The organism is Streptomyces sp. NPDC051218, from assembly GCF_044455475.1.
GTDB lineage: Bacteria > Actinomycetota > Actinomycetes > Streptomycetales > Streptomycetaceae > Streptomyces.
Genome location: NZ_JBITEU010000004.1, coordinates 13,973 through 37,535 on the forward strand (window position 1 = coordinate 13,973; position 23,563 = coordinate 37,535).

Annotated in this window: 17 protein-coding genes; 8 read left to right on the forward strand and 9 right to left on the reverse strand. The window is 71.3% G+C overall.

All coding sequences use genetic code 11. The features are described from left to right. Positions 1-140 precede the first annotated feature (140 nt). The gene (locus ACIBCK_RS13665) at positions 141-1,757 is read right to left on the reverse strand and encodes an L-lactate permease (RefSeq protein WP_399389809.1); all 1,617 of its coding nucleotides are present in this window, start codon (positions 1,755-1,757) and stop codon (positions 141-143) included. Positions 1,758-1,958: 201 nt separating this feature from the next. Then, positions 1,959-2,333 (reverse strand): DUF3499 domain-containing protein, encoded by a 375-nt coding sequence (locus ACIBCK_RS13670; protein WP_030793262.1) that lies wholly within the window; start codon positions 2,331-2,333, stop codon positions 1,959-1,961. A 376-nt stretch (positions 2,334-2,709) separates the two neighbouring features. Between ACIBCK_RS13670 and ACIBCK_RS13675 the strand changes: the two genes are divergently transcribed. Continuing rightward, positions 2,710-3,174: a metallopeptidase family protein gene (locus tag ACIBCK_RS13675; protein WP_399390661.1), complete on the forward strand. Its 465-nt coding sequence runs from the start codon at positions 2,710-2,712 to the stop codon at positions 3,172-3,174. Between the two features lie 27 nt (positions 3,175-3,201). Here the strand turns inward: ACIBCK_RS13675 and ACIBCK_RS13680 are convergent, their stop codons facing one another. The 3 genes from ACIBCK_RS13680 to ACIBCK_RS13690 form a co-directional block, all read right to left on the reverse strand. Next, positions 3,202-4,710, reverse strand: coding sequence for a DUF5719 family protein (locus ACIBCK_RS13680; protein WP_399389811.1), 1,509 nt, complete (start codon positions 4,708-4,710; stop codon positions 3,202-3,204). Continuing rightward, positions 4,707-8,378: a glycosyltransferase gene (locus ACIBCK_RS13685; protein WP_399389813.1), complete on the reverse strand. Its 3,672-nt coding sequence runs from the start codon at positions 8,376-8,378 to the stop codon at positions 4,707-4,709. Before ACIBCK_RS13685 ends, ACIBCK_RS13680 begins: the two co-directional genes overlap by 4 nt. Before the next feature lie 191 nt (positions 8,379-8,569). Next, positions 8,570-8,833: a WhiB family transcriptional regulator gene (locus ACIBCK_RS13690; RefSeq protein WP_016642094.1), complete on the reverse strand. Its 264-nt coding sequence runs from the start codon at positions 8,831-8,833 to the stop codon at positions 8,570-8,572. A gap of 662 nt (positions 8,834-9,495) precedes the next feature. On the opposite strand from ACIBCK_RS13690, the gene ACIBCK_RS13695 reads away from it, so the two are divergent. From ACIBCK_RS13695 to ACIBCK_RS13705, 3 genes are read left to right on the forward strand one after another with little or no spacing between them, the layout of a single operon-like run. After that, positions 9,496-10,011, forward strand: a complete 516-nt coding sequence (locus tag ACIBCK_RS13695; protein ID WP_399389814.1) for a cysteine dioxygenase — start codon at positions 9,496-9,498, stop codon at positions 10,009-10,011. Positions 10,012-10,045: 34 nt separating this feature from the next. After that, positions 10,046-11,002: a 2-phospho-L-lactate transferase gene (gene cofD, locus ACIBCK_RS13700; protein ID WP_399389816.1), complete on the forward strand. Its 957-nt coding sequence runs from the start codon at positions 10,046-10,048 to the stop codon at positions 11,000-11,002. After that, positions 10,999-12,330 carry a coenzyme F420-0:L-glutamate ligase gene (locus tag ACIBCK_RS13705; RefSeq protein ID WP_399389818.1) on the forward strand — a complete coding sequence of 444 codons (1,332 nt, stop codon included), beginning with the start codon at positions 10,999-11,001 and terminating at the stop codon, positions 12,328-12,330. The genes cofD and ACIBCK_RS13705 overlap by 4 nt, the downstream gene beginning before the upstream one ends. A gap of 99 nt (positions 12,331-12,429) precedes the next feature. On the opposite strand, the gene ACIBCK_RS13710 is transcribed toward ACIBCK_RS13705, so the two are convergent. The 3 genes from ACIBCK_RS13710 to ACIBCK_RS13720 all read right to left on the reverse strand — a co-directional run bounded on the left by ACIBCK_RS13710 (position 12,430) and on the right by ACIBCK_RS13720 (position 16,214). Continuing rightward, on the reverse strand, positions 12,430-13,455 hold the full coding sequence (locus ACIBCK_RS13710) for a DNA-3-methyladenine glycosylase family protein (RefSeq protein WP_399389820.1): 1,026 nt from the start codon (positions 13,453-13,455) through the stop codon (positions 12,430-12,432). 162 nt (positions 13,456-13,617) lie between these two features. Then, on the reverse strand, positions 13,618-14,700 hold the full coding sequence (locus tag ACIBCK_RS13715; protein WP_399389822.1) for a sugar phosphate nucleotidyltransferase: 1,083 nt from the start codon (positions 14,698-14,700) through the stop codon (positions 13,618-13,620). Between the two features lie 131 nt (positions 14,701-14,831). After that, positions 14,832-16,214, reverse strand: coding sequence for an N-acetylmuramoyl-L-alanine amidase (locus ACIBCK_RS13720; RefSeq protein WP_399389824.1), 1,383 nt, complete (start codon positions 16,212-16,214; stop codon positions 14,832-14,834). A gap of 138 nt (positions 16,215-16,352) precedes the next feature. Between ACIBCK_RS13720 and ACIBCK_RS13725 the strand changes: the two genes are divergently transcribed. The 4 genes from ACIBCK_RS13725 (at position 16,353) to ACIBCK_RS13740 (ending at position 22,193) form a co-directional block, all read left to right on the forward strand. Beyond that, positions 16,353-17,108: a TIGR03089 family protein gene (locus ACIBCK_RS13725; RefSeq protein WP_399389825.1), complete on the forward strand. Its 756-nt coding sequence runs from the start codon at positions 16,353-16,355 to the stop codon at positions 17,106-17,108. 148 nt (positions 17,109-17,256) lie between these two features. Then, positions 17,257-18,501: an LCP family protein gene (locus ACIBCK_RS13730; protein WP_399389826.1), complete on the forward strand. Its 1,245-nt coding sequence runs from the start codon at positions 17,257-17,259 to the stop codon at positions 18,499-18,501. A gap of 228 nt (positions 18,502-18,729) precedes the next feature. Then, complete coding sequence (locus ACIBCK_RS13735; RefSeq protein ID WP_399389828.1) at positions 18,730-20,460, forward strand: LCP family protein; 1,731 nt, start codon at positions 18,730-18,732, stop codon at positions 20,458-20,460. A gap of 74 nt (positions 20,461-20,534) precedes the next feature. Continuing rightward, entirely contained in the window at positions 20,535-22,193 is a 1,659-nt protein-coding gene (locus ACIBCK_RS13740) for an LCP family protein (RefSeq protein WP_399389830.1), read from the forward strand. 39 nt (positions 22,194-22,232) lie between these two features. On the opposite strand, the gene ACIBCK_RS13745 is transcribed toward ACIBCK_RS13740, so the two are convergent. Next, the gene (locus tag ACIBCK_RS13745; RefSeq protein WP_399389832.1) at positions 22,233-23,273 is read right to left on the reverse strand and encodes a glycosyltransferase family 2 protein; all 1,041 of its coding nucleotides are present in this window, start codon (positions 23,271-23,273) and stop codon (positions 22,233-22,235) included. Between the last annotated feature and the right edge of the window lie 290 nt (positions 23,274-23,563).

Consider the following 23,563-nt stretch of genomic DNA (forward strand, 5'->3'; position numbering starts at 1 on the left):
TTCAGCGGTTTCGGAAAAGCACTCGGGCGAGTGCTCGCCGGTCACCCCAAACTACCCGCAACAACTGACAACCAGCTGTGCGCGGCGGCAAGCCGCCGCCGGCCGGACCTCATCGCGTCAGCCAGCCCCTCAAGGCCTCGTCACGGCAGCATCCAGCCGAGCACCACCGTGCTCTGCCCCACCACGATCAGGCACATCACAAGGAGCAGGCCGAGGCTCCAGGGCAGCACCTTGCGCAGCAGATCGCCCTCCTTGCCCGCGAGTCCGACCGCAGCGCACGCGATCGTCAGGTTCTGCGGTGAGATCATCTTGCCCAGTACGCCGCCGGAACTGTTGGCGGCCGCGAGCAGTTCGGGCGAGAGCCCGGACTGCTGAGCCGCCGTCACCTGGAGCGCGCCGAAGAGCGCGTTGGCCGAGGTGTCGGAGCCGGAGACCGCGACGCCGAACCAGCCGAGCACCGGCGACAGGAAGGCGAGCCCGGCCCCGGCCGCCGCCACGAAGTGGCCGATGGTGGCAGCCTGCCCGGACAGGTTCATGACGTACGCGAGGGCGAGCACGGAGGTGACGGTGAGGATCGCGAACCGCAGTTCGTGCACGGTGGCGAGCCACTCCTTCACCGCCACGCGCGCGTGCACCCCGATGACGGCGGCCGTGCCCACACCGGCGAGCAGCACGAGCGTGCCGCCGGTCGCCACGAGCGGCAACGAGAAGAGGTTCCCGCCGACCGGGTCACCGTCGGGACCTGCGACGTTCAGGAAGGGCCAGTCGAAGGTCTGCGTCGCCTCGGCAAGAAGGTCCTTGACCGGCGGGATCTGGGCGACCGAGAAGATGGCGACGATCAGGGCGTACGGGGCGTAGGCGCGCAGGATCTCGGGGCGGGGGTCCTCCTCGTCGAGGTCTTCGCTGCGTACGCCGGTGAGGACGGCGACGCGTACGGGCTCGGCAGCGGGTTTGCGGGCGCCGGGCACCGCCATCAGCGCGCCCGCGCCGGCCAGCGCCGCCCCGATGTCGGCCAGTTGCGCCGAGACGTAGTTGGACGCGGCGAACTGCGCGGCGGCGAAGGCGAATCCGCACGCCAGGGCGGGCACCCAGGTCTCGCGCAGACCGCGCCGCCCGTCCACCAGGAAGACCAGGAGCAGCGGCACCACCAGGGCGAGCAGCGGCGTCTGGCGGCCGACGACCGTGGCGACGGTGTCCAGCGGGAGCCCCGTGACCTGCGCGAGCGTCACCACCGGTGTGCCCATGGCGCCGAAGGCGACGGGCGCGGTGTTGGCCACGAGGGCGACGACCGCGGCTTTGACCGGGTCGAAGCCGAGCGCCACCAGCATGACCGCGGAGATCGCGACGGGCGCCCCGAAGCCGGCGAGTGCCTCAAGGAGCGCCCCGAAGCAGAAGGCCACGACGAGCGCCTGGATGCGGGGGTCGTCCGAGAGCCGCCCGAAGGAGCGGCGCAGGATGTCGAAGTGCCGGGTGCGGACCGTCATCCGGTACACCCACAGGGCGTTGACGACGATCCACAGGATGGGGAAGAGCCCGAAGAGGGCGCCTTGCGCGGCGCCGGATGCGGTCTGGCCGAGCGGCATCCCGTACGCGGCCCAGGCGACCGCGGCGGCGACTCCGAGGCCGATGAGACCCGCGTGGTGGGCCTTCATGCGGACGACGCCGAGCAGGACGAGGACGGTGAGCAGGGGCAGGGTCGCTATGAGGGCGGACAGGCCGAGCGAACCGGCCACGGGCTCCAGCTGCTGCACGTACACGGGCGACTCCCCGATTCCGTTTCCGTATTCCGCGATGCGGAAGGTGATCTCTCACGGGTGGGGGAATGGTCATCTCGCCGACATGGGCACGTCAATGGGGCGTACAAGAGAACTTGTTCAGCAATGAACGACAGAGGCCTCCGGAGAGGGGCGGTTCAAGAACACGTAGTGCGGCGGTTCAAGAACGCGCAGCGGGGCGGTTCAGGAATCCGGTGAGCGCAGCACCCGCAGATGGCCGCGGCGCGCGACCTCCATCGGGTCCGCCCTGCGGGCGCCACCGCCGGCCTCGGCGGCGCGCTCCTGGGGGCGGGCCGCCTCACGCACCGCGTTGGCGAGCGCTTCGAGATCGTCGCCGCTGGGGCGCGCGGGACCGGAGGCGTCGGCGAGGCGGACGACCTCCCAGCCGCGGGGCGCGGTGAGGCGCTCGGAGTGCTCGGCGCACAGGTCGTAGCAGTGGGGTTCGGCGTAGGTGGCGAGGGGGCCGAGGACCGCGGTCGAGTCGGCGTAGACGTACGTCAGCGTCGCGACGGCGGGACGGCCGCAAGCGGTGCGCGAACAGCGACGTACAGGGCTCACGATGTTGGACGGTACCGCACTCTTGAGCGGGCCGCGACGACTCTCCGCGAGGTCACCCCACCGTGTCGTGCTGTGATCCCCGCCACGGGAGGCTCGCACGGCGCCTCGCTGACCTGCGGCGACACCAGGGGTCCTGGCGGTCGGCGGTGTTGAATCCGGTCACCACTTGGCGCAAATCCCGTCATTCGTCGCGTGATCGACGGTCCTGGAGAGATACGGAATCGGGCCCAACCCTGGCCCGAACGGTCATCGGGCGACATGCCACGCGCCGGACCGAAGCCGTACGCGAGAGGCACCGGAGAGGCACGGAAGAGGTACGGAAGGCCGGTGGAAGCTGTGCGGAAACGGCGATCTCGAGGACTACTCTTCGTCAGTGATGGACGACCCCGTACAGCCCCGCACCGCAGACCCGAGGCCCCGCCGCCGCGACCGCCACGGCAGGGGCATGCGCGGCCCCGTGGCGCCTCCCCAGGTGCCGCTGTCCGCAAGCCGCGCCGAGGTCTTCACCGACCTGGTGCAGGACTCCGTGGAGCGGCTCGAACGACGGTGGCCGCAGCTGAGCGAGATCGACTTCCTGGTCCTGGAGGTCCCGGCGCTCGGGCGGGGTGGGGGCTCCGGCGACGAGGACTGGAACGACGACGTCGTGCCGCTCGGGGGCACGATCGAGGCTTCCGGCGACCGTCCCGCGCGGGTGGTCGTCTACCGGCGGCCCGTGGAGATCCGGACCAAGGGGCGGGACGAGCGGGCCGCGCTCGTCCACGAAGTGGTGGTCGAGCAGGTGGCCGAGCTCCTCGGGCTCTCGCCCGAGTCGGTGGACCCGCGGTACGGGGAAGACTCCTGAGGGTCTCCCCCGCCCGCCCCCGAAGGCCTACTTCTGCAGCACCTTCAGATCCTGTTCCGCCTCGGGCACCGACACCATGCCCCGGTCGTCCGACAGGGTCTGGACGGTGAACATCGGGACGCCGTCCTCCGGGTCCTCCAGCATGCGTGAGGCGTAGACGCCCTCCCCCGAGCCCCCCGACGCCGGTTCCACCGTGAGCGCGTACGTGCCCTTGAGGCCGGCCGGGACGGGAGCCTTGATGCCCAGGGTCGTGCCGCCCTTGACCGTGTAGGTCTTGCTCGTCGACGAGCCGCCCTCACTGCCGTCGGACGCCGTGACCCGCACCTTTCCGGTCTTGCCGGGGGCCACGAGCGACAGTGTGGAGCCCTTGGCGCGGTTGTCGGCCACCGTCGCGCGCGTGCCGATCGCGTTCGTGGCGGGGATGAACGCCGTCTCCTGGTCGGCGCCCTTGCCCCGGGTCACGCGCAGGGCCGCCACCACGGGCGTCGCGTCCTCGGTCGGCGTCAGGATCAGCGAGCCCGCCTCGCCCTTGGTGACGTCGCCGAGGTCGACGGCGGTCGTCATGCCGGACTTGACGTGCAGGTTCGCGTGGCCGGCCGGGCTGATCGAGCCGCTGGGCGCTGCCAGTTGCACCTTCAGGTCGGCGTCCTCGGCGCCGGGCGCGAAGGCGACCAGACGGACCGACGTGGCGTCCTTGGGGATGCCCGGCAGCACGAGGCGGCTCGCGGGATCGGCCGACGCGGGCAGCCAGTCGCCGCCGAGCTTGTCGTCCGACGACTGCACGGCGGCCGCGACCCGCCCGCTGCGCGCGGTCACGTGCATCGTGAGGTTGGTCTGCTCCTTGGGCGAGAGCGTGGACAGCAGGACCGGGACGCTGGAGTGCGGCTGAACCTGGATCGCCTCCCCCACCTCGGTCTTGAGGGCGCCGTCCTTGCCGTACAGCTCGACGTCGACGACGGCCGCCGTGTCGTCCGGGTTGGTCAGGTGGACGTAGTCGCTGCGGTCCTCGGCGGTGCTCGCGCCCGGGAACCAGAAGTCCGTGTCGGGCGCCGTGCAGTTGGCGCCCTGCAGGCCGCGGCCGCTGCCCACGGCGTACTTGGTGGTCTGCTGGACGGTCCACCCCGGTGCCAGCTTGCCGTCGGCGGTGCCGAGGAGCGCCGGTGACTCTCCCCCGGACTCCTCGCCGGTGACCGGCTTGCCCGGTGCCTTCGAGGTCAGGAAGGGCTTGTCGTCCTTCTTCTCCTCCCTGGCGGAGCCCTCCGGTGTGACCTTCAACGCCCTGGTGGCGGGCCGCAGCTCCGCCTTGCCGGATGCGGCGGAGGTTCCGCCCTTGGGCGTGAACGCCGTGTACGAGGTCTCGGCGAGGTCGGACGCGCTGGGCACCGGGCAGAGCAGGCTGCTGCGCTCGACGGGCAGCCGCGCGGCCGCCTTCGCGCCGTCGTCGCCGCTGCCGTCGGGCGCGCTGGCCACGGCGAACCCGGTGACGGCGGCGAGCGCGGCCACCGCGGCGATCAGGGACTGGGTCGTGCGGTTCACTGCTGGCTCCCGTCGGGGCGCTCACTGTCGGTGCCGTGCGGCGGCTGCGGAGGCTGGGGCGGCATCGGGGGCTGCTGCCCGTACGCGGCGTCGTACGGCTGCCCGTACTGCTCGCCGCCGCCCTGTGCGCCTCCGTAGGCGTACGGGTCGTACTGGCCGCCCTGGTACGGGTCCTGATAGGCGGTCCGGTCGTACGAGCCGGCCGGGTACTGCGCGTCCTGGTACTGCTGCTCGCCCTGATAGGTGCCGTAGTCGGCGCCCTGGTGGGCGGGGGCCTGCCATTCCTCGTACGACTGCGACTGCTGCTGGGGCACCGCGGCGAAGGCCTCCTCCTGCGGAGGAGGCGGTGGCGTACCGGGGTCTTCCTGTCCGGCGGCCCCCTGCGCGGCGTCCTGTTCGGCCTGGGCGGCCCGCAGCCTGCGGGCCCTGCGGCCCTCGCCCTCGACCGGCTGCGCGGGGATGACCGGCTCGTCCGGGAGGTCGTCGTCCACATGGCGGCGGCGTCCGGGAAGGGCAAGCACCACCAGGACCACGGCGAGCGCGCCCTGGACGCACAGCCATGCCGTGTGGCCCGCGGGCGTTTCGTGCGTGACGTCCAGGCGGCCGCCGGACGCGGGCAGGTCGAAGCCCTGCGCCCAGCCGTCCAGGGTCGTCCTGGTCAGCGGTCGGCCGTCCAGGGTCGCGGTCCAGCCCTCGTCGGCGGCGTCGGCGAGCCGCAGGGTGCGGCCCTCGCCGCCGGCGGGGATGTTCGTGTGCAACTCCACGGGGCCCGCGGCGACCGGCAGGGGGTCGCCGGACCTGGGGACGATCGCGGCGCGCGCGACCTGCCGGTCCACGCGCCACAGGGCGCTGCCGTCCTCCTGGCTGAGCCGGGTGAGGCCGGGGGTGGAGTCCAGGGTGCGGCTCATCTGGCGGGGCGCGCCGTCCCGTACGAGGACGTAGCGCACGGCGAAGCCGCCGAGCTGGTCGGCCTGGTCGGCGCCTGAGCCCGCGAGGAGCCGGGCCACGATCTTGTCCAGGCGTTCGTTCGAGCCGCCCGCGTCGGCGAGTTCGGCGTCCCCGAGCCGGGCACCCGAGCCGCGGACGAGGGTGTACGACACCTGGGCGGCGGACTCGCTGTCCAGGACGAGCGTGCGGGCCTGGTCCTGCGTGCCGCTCTCCTCGGCGACGAACGCGGGCACCTGCACCGGGTCGCGCCGCTCCAGGGGGCCGTCGGCGCCACGGATCATCCACCCGGCGGCGACGAGCAGCGGCCCCGCGGCCGCCGCGAAGGCGATGAGGACGGCGACCGGCTGGCGCCAGCCGAAGCTCTGCTCGGCGACACGCGTGCGTGCCCCGTCGGCTCCGAGCGCGGCGGCGGCGAGGAGCCCGATGCCGTACGCGAGGGTCGCGGGGCCCGCCCACGCCGAGCCGTTCGAGAGCGCGGCGAAGACCAGCGAGACCAGGGCGACGATCCAGGCGGTGCGGACGGCGAGCTGCCGCTCGGTGCGAAGGAGCGCGGCAAGGGCGGCGAGCACGATGCCGATGAGCAGCAGCCCGTCCACGGTCCCGGGCCCGCCGGGGCTGCCCCCGAGCAGGTCGAGCCCGGTCGCCGAGCCCGTGCCGAACTCGAGGCCCGCCTCGCCGAAGAACCCGAAGGGCAGCAGCGAGAGCGACCAGGGCGCGAGCATCAGGAGGGGCGTGCCGAGCGCGGCGAGGAAGCGCAGGCCGTACGCCGTGATGTCGCCCCTGCGCACCACGAGGAGCGCGAGGCCGAGCACCAGGGCGATCGGCCACACGATCGGCGTGAAGGCGGTGGTGATCGTCAGGAGCAGGGCGAACGCCCAGCTGGCGCGCCAGCTCCCGCGCGTGCCCTCCGGCAGGGTGAGCCCGCTCGCTGCGATGCCCGCGCGCGCCATGAGCGGCAGCAGGATCGCGAGGACGGCGGTACCGACGCGCCCGCCCGCGAGCGCGCCCGTGGCGGCCGGCAGGAAGGCGTACGCGACCGAGGCCCAGGCGCGCAGCAGGCGCGACTCGACCAGGGGCCGTGAGGCGAAGTAGGCGGCGAAGCCGGCCAGCGGCACCGAGCCGACGAGGAGCACCGTGACCGCGAGGCCGGTGGATCCGAACAGCAGGGTGCTGAGGCCCGCGACGAGCGCGAGGTAGGGCGGCGCCGACTCCGTGCCGCCGGTCCCGATGGGGTGCCAGGCGTCGAGATAGCGCGCCCAGAGGCCCGAGGAGTCGCCGGGAGCGGGCAGCAGCGCGCCGCCCGCGAGCGCACCGCTGCCGAGGAGTTCGCGGCAGGCGATGAGCGAGACGAAGAGGAGCACCACGAAGAGCATCGGTCCCGGCTTGCGGGCCACGCGCTTCAGCCGTGCGAACTGCTCGACCTGGAGGAAGTCCGCGTCGTCCCCGCCGGGTCCCGACTCGACGGCTCCGTGGCGTCCGGCGCCGGTGACGGCCTCGGGGTCGGAGCGGCCGACGATGTTGCCCGCGACCTGTTCGACGGTGGCGCGCACGGTGGCGCCCGGCGGCGGGAAGAGCGGCCGCATCTCGGCCGGTTCGAGCGCCGACTTGCCGCGCTCCTTACGGGCGCTGACGATCCGTCCGGGCCGCAGCAGGGTCCCCAGGAGACCGGCGACCTCGTCGACCGCCTGGCCCGGGACCTTGCCGACGAGATACGCGACGGTACGCAGCAGGGTGCCGACGACGAGCCGCAGGAGCACCCAGGGCAGCACGGCCGTACGGGCGTTGACGAGCAGGGTGTAGGCGGCGCCCGCCTTGTCCACGCGGTGCGGCGACGTCGACGTACGCCCGACGCAGTCGACGGTGCGGCGCTCGCGCGAGGAGGCCTCGGCGTGCCGGACGACGGCTTCGGGGGCGATGAGGACGCGGTGCCCCGCGTTCTGGGCGCGCCAGCACAGGTCGACGTCGTCCCGCATGAGCGGCAGGCGCCGGTCGAAGCCGCCGAGTTCGTCGAAGACCTCGCGCCGGATCAGCATGCCCGCGGTGGACACGGAAAGGACCGGCCGTACGTGGTCGTGCTGGCCCTGGTCCTGTTCGCGGCGGTCGATGCCGGTCCAGCGGCGGCCGCTGTTGGCGATGGAGACGCCGACCTCCAGGAGCTGGCGGCGGTCGTACCAACCGCGCAGCTTGGGGCCGACGATCGCGACGTCCTTGCCGACCTCGCGCTCGTTCTCCACGACGCGGAGCAGTTCGGCGAGGGCGCCGGGTTCGGGTGCGCAGTCGTCGTGCAGCAGCCACAGCCACTGCTCGGGCTCGCCGTGCGGCAACTCCGGGAGGTCGTAGGCCTCGTCGCGCCAGGTCCGGCTGACCGGGTCCCAGCCGCTCGGCCGCTTCAGGTAGGGCAGCTCTTCGGGGGTCAGCACGCCGGCGGTGCGGTTCGCCTCGTCGACGGCGGTGCCGAAGCCGGAGCGCCGGGCCAGGTGCAGGACGCGGTCGGGACCGAGTGCCTCGGTGACCAGGCGGGCGGAGTCGTCCGCGCTGCCGGTGTCCGCGGCCACGGCGTTCTGCACCGGGCGCTCCTGGCCGAGCAGGCCGGACAGGGCGTCGGGCAGCCAGCGGGCGCCGTCGTGGGAGACGATCACGGCGGTGACTACGTGCCGCGGGAACTCAGGAGCGGCAGCGGGGTCGTGGTGACTGGCTGCCGAATGGCTGTGCACGGACATCGAGGTACGGGCCCCGGTTCGATGGACTGCGGTGGACGCCTGCGCTTCATGGGGGCGCCGGGGCGTCTCGGACGGGGCCCCACACTAACGGCTGGCATCACAACAGCCCGCCGCCTGTGGATAACCCACGGGCGACGGGCTGTTCCTTACGTAGGGGTGTGTGGCGTTTGGTCGGGCGAACCAGCTGGTGTTCAGACGGCGGCCTTCTTCAGACGGCGGCGTTCCCGCTCCGAAAGACCGCCCCAGATACCGAACCGCTCGTCGTTCGCCAGTGCGTACTCAAGGCATTCCGAACGAACCTCACAGGCGAGGCAGACCTTCTTGGCCTCTCGCGTGGAGCCGCCCTTCTCGGGGAAGAAGGACTCGGGGTCGGTCTGGGCGCACAGCGCGCGCTCCTGCCAGCCGAGTTCCTCGTCCGCGTCCTCGACCAGCAGTTCCTGAACCAGCTCGGTCATGTGCGCCCCTCGTCTGTCTGTGCGTCCCCGTCGTGCTTGCCGTTACCGATTTCGGTTGAACGACACGAGTGAAATTACAAGTGTGCCGATCCGGGCCAGTCAAGCCGAGATCTGCTATTGGGCCCCTTATTCACCCTGCGGAACCAAGGTAATGCGGAAAGTGTTCAAATCGGCATAAACCATGACACTTGCCTGTGGCCCATGCCGAGGCATGCCGAGACCGCCCTCACCTGGGAAGGACGTCACGGAGATCGATCCCGTTGCGACCGGTGCACCGAAGCGAAGGGGATCACATTCGAGTCACGGGAGCGCGCCGGGGTTTACGCGCCGGTTGATGCGCCATGTGTCCGGCCTGCTGGGTGCACAAACCTTTCACCGCGGAGAACAACCGGATGAGGTGAAACATATCCCACATACCGGACATAGAGTTGACAGAGGAGGTGTGAGCCGCTGTTCTAGTGGGCATGCTCGCAAACTTGACACTCTCGACGACCCGCACCAGCGGGCTCCTCGGTGCTGTCCACGCGCGCTGTCGCTGTTCCTGCTCCAGCTGTTGAGCCTTCCCGCTTCCAGCTGTTGAGCCCGCTCCGGCGTTTCACCGCCCGAGCCGCTCCACCCTCCTTCGCGACACCCCAGCACTCACGTTGAGGAACCACCGCACCATGAACAGCGACAGCGACCTCCAGATCGCCGGCGACATCCTCGAAGTCACCCACCTCCTGCAGCCCGCCCGCGAGCACCCGGCCACCGTGGCCGAATTCGTCGGCCTGGCCCGCACCATCGCGGCCGACCGCGCCCAGTGGGCCCACCTCGTCGAGTACGACGCGACGAGCCGGTGGTACCACCGCCTGCGCACCGGCCCTGGATACGAGGTGTGGCTGCTCTCCTGGGTGCCCGGACAGGGCAGCGGACATCACGACCACGGCCGCTCCTCCGGCGTACTCACCGTCCTCGACGGCGAACTGACGGAGCGTACGGAGCGCGGACAGCGCGCGCTCGGCGCCGGGGCACAGCGCGTCTTCGCGCCCGGGTACGTGCACGACGTCGTCAACGACTCCCTGGAACCGGCCGTCAGCCTGCACATCTACTACCCCGGCCTGACGGACATGCCGATGCACGCGGCGCAGTGCGGCGTACGGGCCACCGCTGCGGCGGCCGGAGATGTCGTAACCGCCTGACGCGTTGTCGTACCTGCCTGACATGCTTGGCCCCATGCGCATTGTGGTCCTGGCCGGCGGTATCGGCGGCGCCCGTTTCCTCCGCGGGCTCAAGAAAACCGCGCCTGACGCGGACATCACCGTCATCGGCAACACCGGTGACGACATCCACCTGTTCGGCCTCAAGGTCTGCCCCGACCTCGACACCGTGATGTACACCCTCGGCGGCGGCATCAACGAGGAGCAGGGCTGGGGGCGTACGGACGAGACGTTCAAGGTCAAGGAAGAACTCGCGGCGTACGGCGTCGGGCCCGAGTGGTTCGGGCTCGGCGACCGGGACTTCGCCACGCACATCGTGCGGACACAGATGATGGCCGCCGGGTTCCCGCTCAGCGCGGTGACGGAAGCGCTGTGCGAGCGCTGGCAGCCCGGCGTGCGGCTCATCCCGATGTCGGACGACCGCGTCGAGACGCATGTCGCCGTCACGGTCGACGGCGAGCAGAAGGCCGTGCACTTCCAGGAGTACTGGGTGCGCCTTCGGGCCTCCGTGGACGCGCACGCCGTCGTGCCGGTCGGTGCGGACCAGGCGAAGCCCGCGCCCGGCGTCCTGGAGGCGATCGCCGACGCGGACGTCGTGCTCTTCCCGCCGTCCAACCCCGTGGTGAGCGTCGGGACGATCCTCGCCGTGCCGGGCATCCGCGAGGCCATCGCCGACGCGGGCGTACCCGTCGTCGGGCTCTCCCCCATCGTCGGGGACGCGCCCGTGCGGGGCATGGCCGACAAGGTGCTCGCCGCGGTGGGCGTGGAGTCCAACGCCGCCGCGGTCGCCGAGCACTATGGAAGCGGGCTGCTGGACGGGTGGCTCGTCGACACCGTGGACGCCGGGGTCGTGGACCGGGTCGAGTCGGCGGGCGTCCGGTGCCGGGCGATCCCGCTGATGATGAGTGACATCGACGCGACCGCCGAGATGGCGCGCGCGGCGCTCGCCCTCGCGGAGGAGGTGCGGGCGTGAGCTCCCCCGAAGCCGCCGCCGGTTCTTCGCCGTCGTACCGCGTGTGGGCCGTTCCCGGACTGCCCGAGGTGCGCCACGGTGACGACCTCGCCAAGCTGATCGCGGCCGCCGAGCCGGAGCTCGTCGACGGGGACGTGCTCCTCGTCACCTCGAAGATCGTCAGCAAGGCCGAGGGGCGGATCGTCGGTGCGAGCGACCGCGAGGCGGCCATCGACGCCGAGACCGTACGGGTCGTGGCGCGGCGCGGGACCCTCCGCATCGTCGAGAACCGCCAGGGCCTCGTGATGGCCGCGGCCGGTGTCGACGCCTCCAACACGCCTGCCGGGACGGTTCTGTTGCTGCCCGAGGACGCCGACGCGTCGGCGCGTGCGGTGCGGGAGGGGCTGCGGGACGCCCTGGGCGTGGACGTCGGCGTCGTCGTCACGGACACCTTCGGGCGTCCCTGGCGCAACGGCCTGACGGACGTCGCCATCGGGGCGGCGGGCGTGCGGGTCCTCGACGACCTGCGGGGCGGCGTCGACGCGTACGGCAATCCGCTGAGCGCGACGGTCGTCGCCACCGCGGACGAGCTGGCCGCCGCGGGCGACCTGGTCAAGGGGAAGGCGGGTGGGCTGCCGGTCGCGGTGGTCCGCGGGCTTTCGCATGTCGTCGGGGAGAGCGGCGGGTCCGATGCAGGCGCCCGGGTCATGGTGCGCGACTCCCGCGACGACATGTTCCGGCTCGGTACGTCCGAGGCCGTACGGGAAGCGGTGACGCAGCGGCGGACCGTGCGGGAGTTCACGGACGAGCCGGTGGACCCCGGGGCGGTGCGGCGGGCCGTGGCGGCCGCGGTGACCGCGCCCGCGCCGCATCACACGACGCCGTGGCGGTTCGTCCTCCTCGAGTCCGAGGACTCGCGCGTGCGGCTGCTCGACGCGATGCGGGACGCTTGGGTCGCGGACCTGGAGGGGGACGGCAAGTCTTCGGAGTCCATCGCCAGGCGGGTGCGGCGGGGCGATGTGCTGCGGAGGGCGCCCTACCTGGTGGTGCCCTGTCTGGTGATGGACGGCTCGCATACGTACGGGGATGCGCGGCGGGACGTGGCCGAGCGGGAGATGTTCGTGGTCGCGGCCGGGGCCGGGGTCCAGAACTTCCTCGTCGCGCTCGCCGGGGAGCGCCTTGGCTCCGCGTGGGTCTCCTCGACGATGTTCTGCCGGGATGTCGTACGGGACGTTCTCGGGCTTCCGGGGTCGTGGGACCCGATGGGGGCGGTGGCTGTGGGGCATGCGGCGGTTGAGCCTGCGGCTCGGGCTGGGCGGGATGTGGGGGACTTCATCGCGGTTCGGTGACTCGCCCCTGGGCGTTGGTCGCGATACTGCGGGGGCTCATTTCGGGTGCGCGTTCGTGGGGGCTGGTCGCGCAGTTCCCCGCGCCCCTGACGGGGCTTGTCAGAGTAGGGCGATGTCCGTTTTGGGCATCTTTGGTTTTCTGCGGGGTGGTGTGTGGCCGCTCAGGAGGATCAGGCGGGCCGCTCGGTGGCGTTGGCCCTCGTAGGGGGCCAGGAGCCGCAGCATTTCCTCGTCGTCCGCCGTGCGGTCGCGGGCCAGCGCGAAGCCGACGATGCCCGGCAGGTGGAGATCGCCGACCGTGACCGCGTCCGGGGCGCCGTTGCTGCGCTGGACCGTCTCCGCCGACGTCCACGGGCCGATGCCCGGGATCAGTTCCAGGCGGGCCTGGGCCTTGAGGGGCTCCATCGCCGCCGCCTCCTCCAGGCGCGCCGCCACTCGGGCCGCCCGCAGGATCGTCGACGCGCGCTTGTCGTCCACACCCGCCTTGTGCCACTCCCAGGACGGGATCAGGGTCCACGTCCTCGGGTCCGGCATGACGTACATGCGGAGCTGGGCGGGGACGGGCCCGGGTGCCGGTTCGCCGTACTTGCGCACCAGGAGGCGCCACGCGCGGTACGCCTCGTCCGTCGTGACCTTCTGTTCCAGGATCGACGGGATCAGGGACTCCAGGACCAGGCCCGTGCGGATCAGGCGCAGGCCCGGTCTGCGGTGCGCCGTCGCCGCGAGGAGGCGGTGGCGGGGGGTGAAGTCCTCCGGGGTGTCCGACTCGCCGAGGAGGTCCGGGAGTTGGTCCAGGAGCCAGGTCGCTCCCGGGCCCCAGGCTTGGGCCTCCACGGTGTCTCCGCGGAGGGCCACTCTGAGTGTTCCGGGGCCCTCGGGGGTGCGGCTTGCTCGCCAGGCCTCGCCGGCCGGCGTCGTACGGAACGTGGGGTCCGCGGGGCCCCTTCGGAGCGGGCCTACCGTCAGTCCCAGGTTCAGGGGGTAGGGCGGGGTCCAGGTGCGGGTTCTGGCCGTGGTGGCCTGGCGGGGCATGCCTGCCTGGCCCACCGCCCGGGGGATCGCCGTTTCGCCGCCGCGCACTGTGGTGCGGGTGGGGGTGACGCGGGGGGCGAAACGGGATGACATCTGTACGAGGGTAGGGGCTTTTTTGTCCCCTACCCCGCCCCTTCCCGAAAACCCGCTGGCGCGGGGGCCTTGCGTGCCCGCATCACCGGCTCCGCCGAGTTCGTCCGCAAACGCCGGACGGGCTGAAGGATCACCGGACGGGCTGCGAGGAGCAAAGCTCCTCTACTGGTCCGACGAGAAACGCACCGCCCCCGCCGGCAACCCCGCCCCGCACCACACCCGTACGCCCTCGCGCAGTTCGTTGTCGGCGCCGACGTCCGCGCCGTCGCCGATCACCGCGCCCGCGAGGACCGTGCGTGCGCCCACCCTCGCGCCCGCGCCGATCAGCGAGTCCGTGACGATCGCGTTCGGTTCGATGATCGCGCCCGCGAGGACCGTGCTGCCGTCCACCCGTGCGCCCGCGCCGATCACCGCGTGCTCGCCGACCACCGTGCCGCCGGTGAGCTTCGCGTCCGGGGCGACCGTGGCGGTCGGCAGGACCAGGCGGTCGCCGCAGCGGCCGGGGATCGCGGGGGACGGGGCGCGGCCAAGCACCAGGTCCGCCGAGCCGCGCACGAAGGCCTGGGGCGTGCCCAGGTCAAGCCAGTACGTCGAGTCGACCATGCCCTGGAGATGGGCTCCGGAGGCCAGGAGGTCGGGGAACGTCTCGCGTTCGACCGAGACGGGGCGGCCCACGGGGATCGTGTCGATGACGGAGCGGCGGAACACGTACGCGCCCGCGTTGATCTGGTCGGTGACGATCTCCTCGGGGGTCTGCGGCTTCTCCAGGAAGGCCTGCACCCTGCCCGTCGCGTCGGTCGGCACGAGGCCGTACGCGCGGGGGTCGGTGACCTTCGTGAGGTGCAGGGAGACGTCCGCCCCCGACTCCTCGTGCGTGGAGACCAGGGCGCGGATGTCCAGGCCCGTGAGGATGTCGCCGTTGAAGATCAGGACCGGCTCGTCGGGTCCCGAGTGGAGGCGCGAGGCCACGTTGCGGATCGCGCCGCCCGTACCGAGGGGCTCGGTCTCCGTGACGTACTCGATGTGGAGACCGAGCGCCGAGCCGTCCCCGAAGTACGGCTCGAAGACCTCGGCGAGGTAGGAGGTCGCCAGGACGATGTGCTCCACGCCTGCCGCGCGGGCCCGCGCCAGCTGGTGGGTGAGGAACGGGACGCCCGCCGCCGGAACCATCGGTTTGGGGGTGTGCACCGTGAGCGGACGCAGCCGTGTTCCCTTGCCGCCGACCAGGAGGATCGCTTCTGTCACCTGTCGTCTCTGCTTCCTGCTGGGGCCGGCCGAACTTTGAGTCGCGGCCGGCCAGTGTATGCAGATGGCCGTGCAGATCGTGCAGTGCGCCGTGCGGGTCGTGCGGTGTGCTCCGTGGTACGGGACCGGCCTCAGCGGCCCTGGTGACGGGCCGAGTCGGAACGGGCCTTGCCCAGCTTCTTGTACAGGCGCAGCCCCGGGCATTCCGTGGCGAAACCGTCACGGTGCCCGGAGATCACGTTGAGCCGGACGTTGCTGCCTTTCTTGTACTTGTTTCCTCCACCGGACCGCAGATATGTCTTCCCGCTCGGGTTCGCGCCGTGCAGGCCGAGCTTCCACGCCGTCAGCCGGGCGATGGCGCTCACGGCGGCGGAGGGCGGGTTGGTGGAGCCGAAGCTGCCGAGGACGGCGACCCCCGTGGTGTTGCTGTTGAAACCGAGAGTGTGGGCCCCGAGGACGGGCTTGGCCACACCTCCGGCACGTCCTTCGTAGATGTTTCCGCACTTGTCGACCGCGAAGTTGTAGCCGATGTCACGCCAGCCGCTGCTCTTGACGTGGAAGCGGTAGATGCTGCGCAGCAGGGAGGGCGCCTGCGAGCAGCTGTAGTTGTTGCCGGAGGCGCTGTGGTGCACGAAGGCGGCCTTGACGGTCTTCGTGTAGCCGAAGTTCTTCTCGCGGATCTTCTCGTCCGCGCCCCAGCCCTTGCGCGTGATGATGCGCGGCCGGGGGCCGATGTGGGGCTTGACCTTCCCGGCGTCCTCCGGGCCGCCGCGGGCCTCGACGAGGTCGGACTCCGTCTCCTTCTTGCTGAGCGCCGGGATGACGGAGGCGCCCAGCGGGGCGAGGTCGGCGTTCACCGCGGAGGACGCGGCGGCCTCGGCGGTCAGGGCCGGGGAGCGGGGGCCTTCGGGCGTGGAGCCCTGCGGCGGGGGCTCGGCTCCGGGGTCGACGAGTTCGAGCCGCAGACCCTCCGGGAGGGCGCGCTCCACGGGGGACTCCGTGGCGCCTCGGTGCTCTCCGCGGGGCTGCGCAGCCTCGCCCCGTACGCGGATCTCGACCCCGTCCGAGTCGCCGACCCACAGGGGTGCCGTGGAGCCGCGGACCCTGCCGGTGGCCCGCTCCGGGTCGTCCGGGTCGGCGGCGTGCTCGTGGTTGTGGGTCTCCACGGGCTGCCAGCCGGACCAGTTGCTGGTGCCGCTCGCCCGCGTGCGGACCTGGACGCTGCCGTTCAGTTCGTCGTCCGGGTCGTCCCAGATGACACCCACGAGGGAGAACGGGCGGACCTCTCGCTGGAGCAGGCCCTGTTCGGCGGCCTCGCCGCCGGGCGAGCGGTCGGAGCCGAGCGGGGTGAGCGGGAGTGACTGGGTGCTGCCTGGCACCGATTCCACCAAGGGCCCGGCAGGCGACTGAGGAGCCGGGGTCGCGGCATGGGCGCCGGACGACGGCAGGGTGAGGGGAAGGGCCAGGGCGGCCGCGCACGTGACGCCGATCGAGGAAGCTAGAAATCCACGCATACGACTGATAGTTGGCATAGGGCGACAATTCTGTCCATTGGGGAATTGACGGTCCGTCGGTTCGTGTCCGCCGAACCGGTGGCCCGCGCTCCCTGCGCCACGCCCGGGGCATCAGGGCACGCGCGTACCCTTGCGCCCGTGAACGCCACCGACCGCACCCCTGCCGACCTGCTGCGATCCGCGCTCGCCGCGGACCCGGGCCGCCCGCTCATCACCTTCTACGACGACGCCACGGGCGAGCGCGTCGAATTGTCCGTGGCCACCTTCGCCAATTGGGTGGCCAAGACCGCCAATCTGCTCCAGGACGATCTCGCCGCCCAGCCCGGCGACCGCCTCGCGCTGCTGCTGCCCGCGCACTGGCAGACGGCGGTCTGGCTGCTCGCCTGTTCGTCCGTCGGCGTCGTCGCGGACGTGGGCGGCGACCCCGCCGGCGCCGACCTCGTGGTCAGCGGGCCCGATGCGCTGGACGCGGCCAGGGCCTGCTCCGGGGAGCGGATCGCGCTCGCGCTGCGGCCGCTCGGCGGGCGCTTCCCGCAGCCCCCCGAGGGCTTCGTCGACTACGCGGTCGAGGTGCCGAGCCAGGGCGACCGCTTTGTGCCGTACGCCCCCGTGGACCCGGACGAGCCCGCCCTCGCCGTCGCCGGGGCCGGCGAGCTGACGGGTGCGGAGCTGGTGGAGCGGGCCCGCGCCGATGCCGCCGCGCTTGGGCTCGACGCCGGCTCCCGGCTCCTTTCAGGGCTGTCGTACGAGACGTGGGAGGGCCTGAGCTCCGGGCTGTACGCCCCGCTCGCGGCGGGCGGCTCCGTGGTGCTCTGCCGTCACCTCGACCAGCTCGCCGACGGCGGGCTCGACAAGCGCGTCGAGGACGAGCGGGTCACCGCCACCGCGGCGTAGCGCCCCCCTGCCGGGCCCCGCCAGCCCCCCGGCAGTTCCCCCGTTCGGCTCACCCGAGCCGCTGGCCCGCAGGCCCCCGGCGTCACGTCGGTCCATGGTCGTAAGAGCGCACCATGCACCGACGTCGCTATGAGGGGTGGCCCCACACGTGTCCGACACCGCAGGCACGCCCGCCGGACCGGAGCACTCAGGTCCGGACGACGCCAAGCCTGAGCCGCCGGCCACGTACGCACCCGGCGCGGGCTCCAGCCCCACGGGCGCGGGTGTCGCCAGGCGCAGGCGGCGCTGGCTGCGCTGGACGGCCATGGGCGCCGCCGGGCTCGTCCTGGTGGCGGGGGGCGCCGGATGGGCGGTCTACAACAAGCTCGACGGCAACATCACCAAGGACACCGACGCCGCGGCGGAGCTGGCACGCTACGAGAAGGAGCGGCCGACGGCGCTGGTGAACGGCGCGCAGAACATCCTGCTGGTCGGCTCCGACACCCGGGCGGGCCGGGGCAACAAGAAGTACGGGCGCGATCCCGGCACCCAGCGCTCCGACACGACGATCCTGCTGCACCTGGCAGCCGACCGGCACAGCGCGACCGCGGTGTCGATCCCGCGGGACGTGATGGTGGACATCCCCAGCTGCCGCAAGAGCGACGGTTCGCGGACGCGGGCGCAGTTCGCCCAGTTCAACTGGGCGTTCCAGTTCGGCGGGACGGCCTGCACCATCCGTACGGTCGAGAAGATGACGAAGATCCGCGTCGACCACCACATGGTCGTGGACTTCGCCGGGTTCAAGGACATGGTCGAGGCGGTCGACGGCGTACAGGTCTGTCTGAAGAAGCCGATCAACGACAAGGACGCGCGTCTACGGCTTCCCGCGGGCCGGCACACCCTCAACGGCGAGCAGGCGCTCGGCTATGTGCGGGCCCGCAAGAGCATCGGCAACGGCAGCGACACCGAGCGGATGGACCGCCAGCAGCAGTTCCTCGCGGCGCTCGTCAACAAGGTGCAGAGCAATGACGTTCTGCTCAATCCGGCGAAGCTCTATCCGGTGCTCGACGCGGCCACTTCTTCGCTGACCACGGACCCGGCACTTGCGAGTTTGCGTGGTTTGTACGAACTGGTGCGCGGCATGCGCAACATCCCCACAGAACAGGTGCAGTTCCTCACGGTGCCCCGGCGGTCGTATGTCTACGACGCCAATCGGGATGAACTCGTCGAGCCCGCGGCGGACGAACTCTTCACCCGGCTCCGAACGGACGCACCCCTTCAAGTGACGCGCAAGGAGCCCGACCCCACCCCCAGCGCCGAGCGGGCGGACGACGACTCGGAGTCCCCTTCTCCTACGTCGAGTCCCGCTCCCACTTTCCGCGGCAACACGGCCGCCGGAACGGCCTGCGAGTAAAGCCATCCTCAAGCGCAGGACCGCCCGCACAAAGAAATAGGGCGGATTGCCCAGTTGTATGGGAGTGGAATTTGTCACCGGCGTCGTTCGACGCTGAACTGGCCGGATAGTGTGAGCGATCCGGTGCGCCGGGCCCTTCGTGCCCGCGCACCGCTGGACGATTGACCGAGCGCCTTGTCTTGAGGGGGGAAAGGCGCCGCGTGGCCCCGACGGAGGACGCAGCTAACCGTGGACGCGCAAGGCCGTGGGCGGGCGGAGAACATCGACCCCGCAGACCAGTGGGTGCTCAACCCGAACACCGGCGATTACGAACTGCGACTGAGCCCTTCCGCTGGGCAGTCGTCAGTGCCTGGACCTCGCAGATCACCCAGGTCCACGTCACGCCAGGGAACGCGCGGCCGCGATGGCCGGCGTGACGAGGGCCGTGACGAACCGCGGGACGTGCCGCCGCAGCGCAGGCGCCGGGCTCCGCAGCCGGAGACGGCGGGCGGGCGGCGCAAGCAGAAGCCGAAGAAGTCGAAGAGCAAGAAGATCCTGACGTGGACGGGCGGCTCGCTCGCCTTCGTCCTCGTCGCGGTCGGTGTAGGCGGGTACGTCTACTACCAACACCTCAACGGCAACATCAACTCGATCGCCGACGACGGCGCGAGCACCGGCGGCTTCAGCAAGGACCGCGCCATCAACATCCTGGTGATGGGCACGGACAAGCGCAGCGGCGAGGGCAACGAGAAGTACGGCGACAAGGGAAGCGTCGGCCACGCCGACACGACGATCCTGCTGCACGTCTCCAAGGACCGCACCAACGCCACCGCGTTGAGCATCCCGCGCGACATGATCACGGACATTCCGGACTGCCCGACCACGATGGAGGACGGCAGCAAGAAGACGATCGCCGGGACGCAGGACGCCCGCTTCAACGAGAGCCTCGGGCAGAGCGAGCGCACGCCGAGCTGCACCATGCGTACGGTCACGAAGATCACCGGAATCGTGCCGGACCACTTCATGGTGGCCGACTTCAACGCGGTCAAGACGCTCTCCAGCGCGGTCGGCGGCGTCGATGTCTGTCTGGCCAAGGACATCGACGACCCGGACTCGCATCTGAAGCTGCCCGCGGGCAAGCACAACATCGAGGGCGAGGACGCGCTGGCGTTCGTCCGCACGCGCCACTCGGTGGGCACCGGCGGCGACTTGAGCCGCATCGAGCTGCAACAGCAGTTCCTCAGCTCGCTGATGCGCAAGCTCAAGTCGAACGACACGCTCACGAACCCGAAGAAGATGATAGATCTCGCCGAGGCGGGCACGAAGGCGCTCACCGTCGACTCCAAGATCGCGGACATCATGAAACTCCGCGACTTGGGCATGGAGCTCGGCAAGCTCGACATGAAGAACCTCAGCTTCGCGACCGTGCCCGTGATCGACAACCCGGCCGAGAAGGTCCACACGACGGTCGTCGTGAACGAGGCCAAGGCCGACCCGCTGTTCTCCATGATGCGCGCCGACGAGTCGCTGACCGCGGTGAAGAAGAAGGAGAAGAAGGAGAAGGCGGCGGTCGCCGCCCGCCTCGAGGGCAGCAAGTCCGATGCCTCCGAGGTGCGGGTCAACATCTACAACGGCAGCGGGAAGACCGGCGCCGCTCAGGCAACTCTCACGTACTTGCAGAACACTGAGGGCATGTCCAAGGCCAGTCAGCTCGGCAACGCACCGTCCGACCTCGAGAAGACGACGCTGGAGTACGCCCCCGACCAGGCCGACCAGGCCCGGCGGCTCGCCGATGTCATGGGGCTCTCCGGCTCCGCGATGAAGCCCGGCAAGAGCGAGAAGAACTCGCAGGGCCTGCCCGCCATCAAGCTGACGCTCGGCAGCGACTTCAAGGGGGCCGGGGTGCCCATCAGTACCCCGTCGAAGGCGCCGGAGGGCATTCAGAAGGTCGAAGCGGACAAGACTGTGTGCGCCAAGTGACCTGAGGCGGTCATTCTGCGTCTGACTGGGCGCAGAATGGCCGTATTTCGGGGTAGCGCGGGGAGGGGCAGGGGATGGGGAGAAGCAGCGTGCGTGGGGAGGGGGCGCGACAACGCGTCCCGCACGCAAGTGATCATGGCCTGGAAGGAGGCCCGCCGCACGAGGGAGGGGAGCCCTCGGCGAGCGGCGGGCGCCGCAGGCGTGGCCGTGGGGGCGGTGGCGCCGGCAGCGGCAGCGGCAGCCGGGCACCGCGTCCCAAACGGCGGATACTCCGCTGGTCGGCAACGATCCTGTCGGTGCTGATACTTGGCACGGCCGGCGCCGGATATCTCTGGTACCAGCATCTGAACGACAACCTGGAGACGGACGACCTGAACCTCGGCGAGCACCGGGCCCCCGCGCCCACGCCGAACGCGGCCGGCCAGACCCCGCTGAACATCCTGCTGATCGGTTCGGACGCGCGGGACTCCAAGGAGAACCAGAAGCTCGGCGGCGCCAAGGAGACGTTCGGGGGCACACCGCTCGCCGACGTCCAGATGCTGCTCCACCTGTCGGCCGACCGCACGAACATGTCGGTCATCAGCATGCCGCGCGACACGCTGGTGGACATCCCCAAGTGCACCGACCCGGACGGCGGCAAGGTCTACGAGGCCTCGACGCAGCGGACGATGACGAACCAGACGCTCGGCCGCGGCGGCCCCGGCTGCACGGTCGCCACCTGGGAGAAGCTCACCGACATCCACATCAACCACTTCATGGAGGTGGACTTCGCGGGTGTGGTCTCCATGGCCGACGCGATCGGCGGCGTACCGGTCTGTGTGGACGCCAACATCCACTCGCGCGACAGCCAGGGCCACGGCTCGGGCCTGAAGCTGAAGAAGGGCACCACGTCCGTCAAGGGCGAGCAGGCCCTGCAGTGGCTGCGCACCCGCTACGGCTTCGACGGCGGCACCGACATCAGCCGCGCCAAGGCCCAGCACATGTACATGAACTCGCTCGTGCGCGAGCTGCGGAACAACGCCGGCCTGAGCAGCCCCAACAAGCTGCGCAGGCTCGCCGAGACGGCCACCAGCGCGCTCAAGGTCGACGACGGCCTCGGCACGGTGAAGAAGCTCTACGACCTCAGCAACGAGCTCAAGAAGGTCTCGCCGGAGCGGACCACGATGACGACCATGCCGTTCGAGTACGTGGGCGCGCGCGTCATTCCCAAGCCGGGCGACGCCGAGCAGCTCTTCCGCCTCGTACGCGACGACATCCCGCTGGACGGCAAGGGCAGGAAGAAGCCCGCCGAGGAGAAGCTCTCGGACGATCCGGCTGCGGAGGACGACGCGATCGCCGTGCAGGTGCGGAACGGCACCCGCACGGACGTCGAACCGCCGGTCAGCGGGCGGGCGAGCGCGGTGACGCAAGTCCTCGCGGGGAAGGGCTTCACCAAGGCGGCGGCCGACACGACGACAGCCCTCGCCGAGGAGAAGACCGTCATCAGGTTCCCCAGCGCCGAACTGGAGGGCGACGCCCAGCGGGTCGCCAAGTCCCTCGGCATGAAGCTGAGTTCGGTGAAGAAGTCGACGGACGTCTCCGGGGTCACCCTGATCGTCGGCGCCGACTGGCGGGAGGGGAACGCGCCTCCCAAGTCGAAGCAGGACGACAGGACGCCGGACTCGGCCGAGGCGCTCAACGGCTCGGACAAGAAGGCGTGCATGCACGTGGACCCGGACTTCACCTGGAAGTGAGACGCGATCCGGCCCACCGACGGTGGGCCGGATCCGCCCTCAGGCCTCGGTGAGGACCGCGGGACGCCGGGAGGCGATGACCTTCTTGGCGAGGGAGCGCGGGCTGGTCAGGAAGCCCCAGCCCCACGACATGTGCATGGTCGCGAGGGCCACCGGGATCTGCAGGCGCGCCTTCAGCGGCAGGCCCTTGCCCGCGGGCAGCGAGCCCGCCGTGATCGCCGCGAGGTAGCCCGCGGGGACGACGAAGCCCCAGGGCGTGACCAGCGCGCCCACCACGACGCCCGCCGCGATCGCGCAGACGGCGGTCGGCGGCGCGAGATAACGCAGGTTGATGGAGCCCTCGTGGTAGCGGGCGACGACGTGCCGCCAGCGGCCGTAGTCCTTGTACTGCTTGGCGAGCGCCTTCACGCTCGGCCGCGGGCGGTACTGCACCTTCAGCTCGGGCGAGAACCAGATGAGGCCGCCGGCCTCACGGATGCGGAAGTTCAGCTCCCAGTCCTGGGCGCGGATGAACTCTTCGTTGTAGCCGCCCTGTTGTTCGAGGGCGGCGCGGCGGAAGACGCCGAGGTAGACGGTCTCCGCCTGCTGGGCGGCGCCACCGGTGTGGAAGGCCGCGTTGCCCACGCCGATCTTCGACGTCATGGCGGCGGCGACGGCATGCTCCCAGTCGTTCTCGCCCTCGGCGTGCATGATGCCGCCGACGTTCTGCGCGCCGGTCTCCTCAAGAAGGCGTACGGCGGTTGCGATGTAGCCGGGCGAGAGGATGCCGTGGCCGTCCACGCGCACCACGATCGGGTGGCTGGAGGCCTTGATGGCGGCGTTCAGGGCCGCGGGCGTGCGCCCCGTGGGGTTCGGGACGGTCTGCACCTTCGCGCGGTTGCCCGCGGTCTCGGCGACCAGTTCGGCGGCGATCTCGTTCGTGCGGTCCGTGGAGGGACCCAGCGCGACGACGACCTCCATCTCACCGTCGTACTCCTGCTCGAGGATCGCGGAGACGGCAGCACGCAGATGCCGTTCCTCATTGAGCACCGGCATGATCACGGATACGGCAGGAAGCTGCTCGTCGGGCGTCGCGTTCATCGGCGCCACGTTACCGCGAATGGGGGACACGGGCGCGCGCCGCCCGGCCTGCTGCCCCGGGTCGCAGATCGTATGGGCCTACGGTTCTCGCAGTCCCCGGCCCCTCACGAGTCCTCCCCCCACCCGTCCGGCCAGGCCCGCCCGTCACCGCGGAGGTGTCCCCCCACGTGCCCACACCGCCCCGCCGCTCCTTCACCCCGCCCCCACGTGGCCCGCGCCCTCCTCGTGCGAGGCAGCCGGGGCAGCAGCCGGCGGGGCGGCCGGTCAAGCAGCGCAGGCGGCCACGGTGG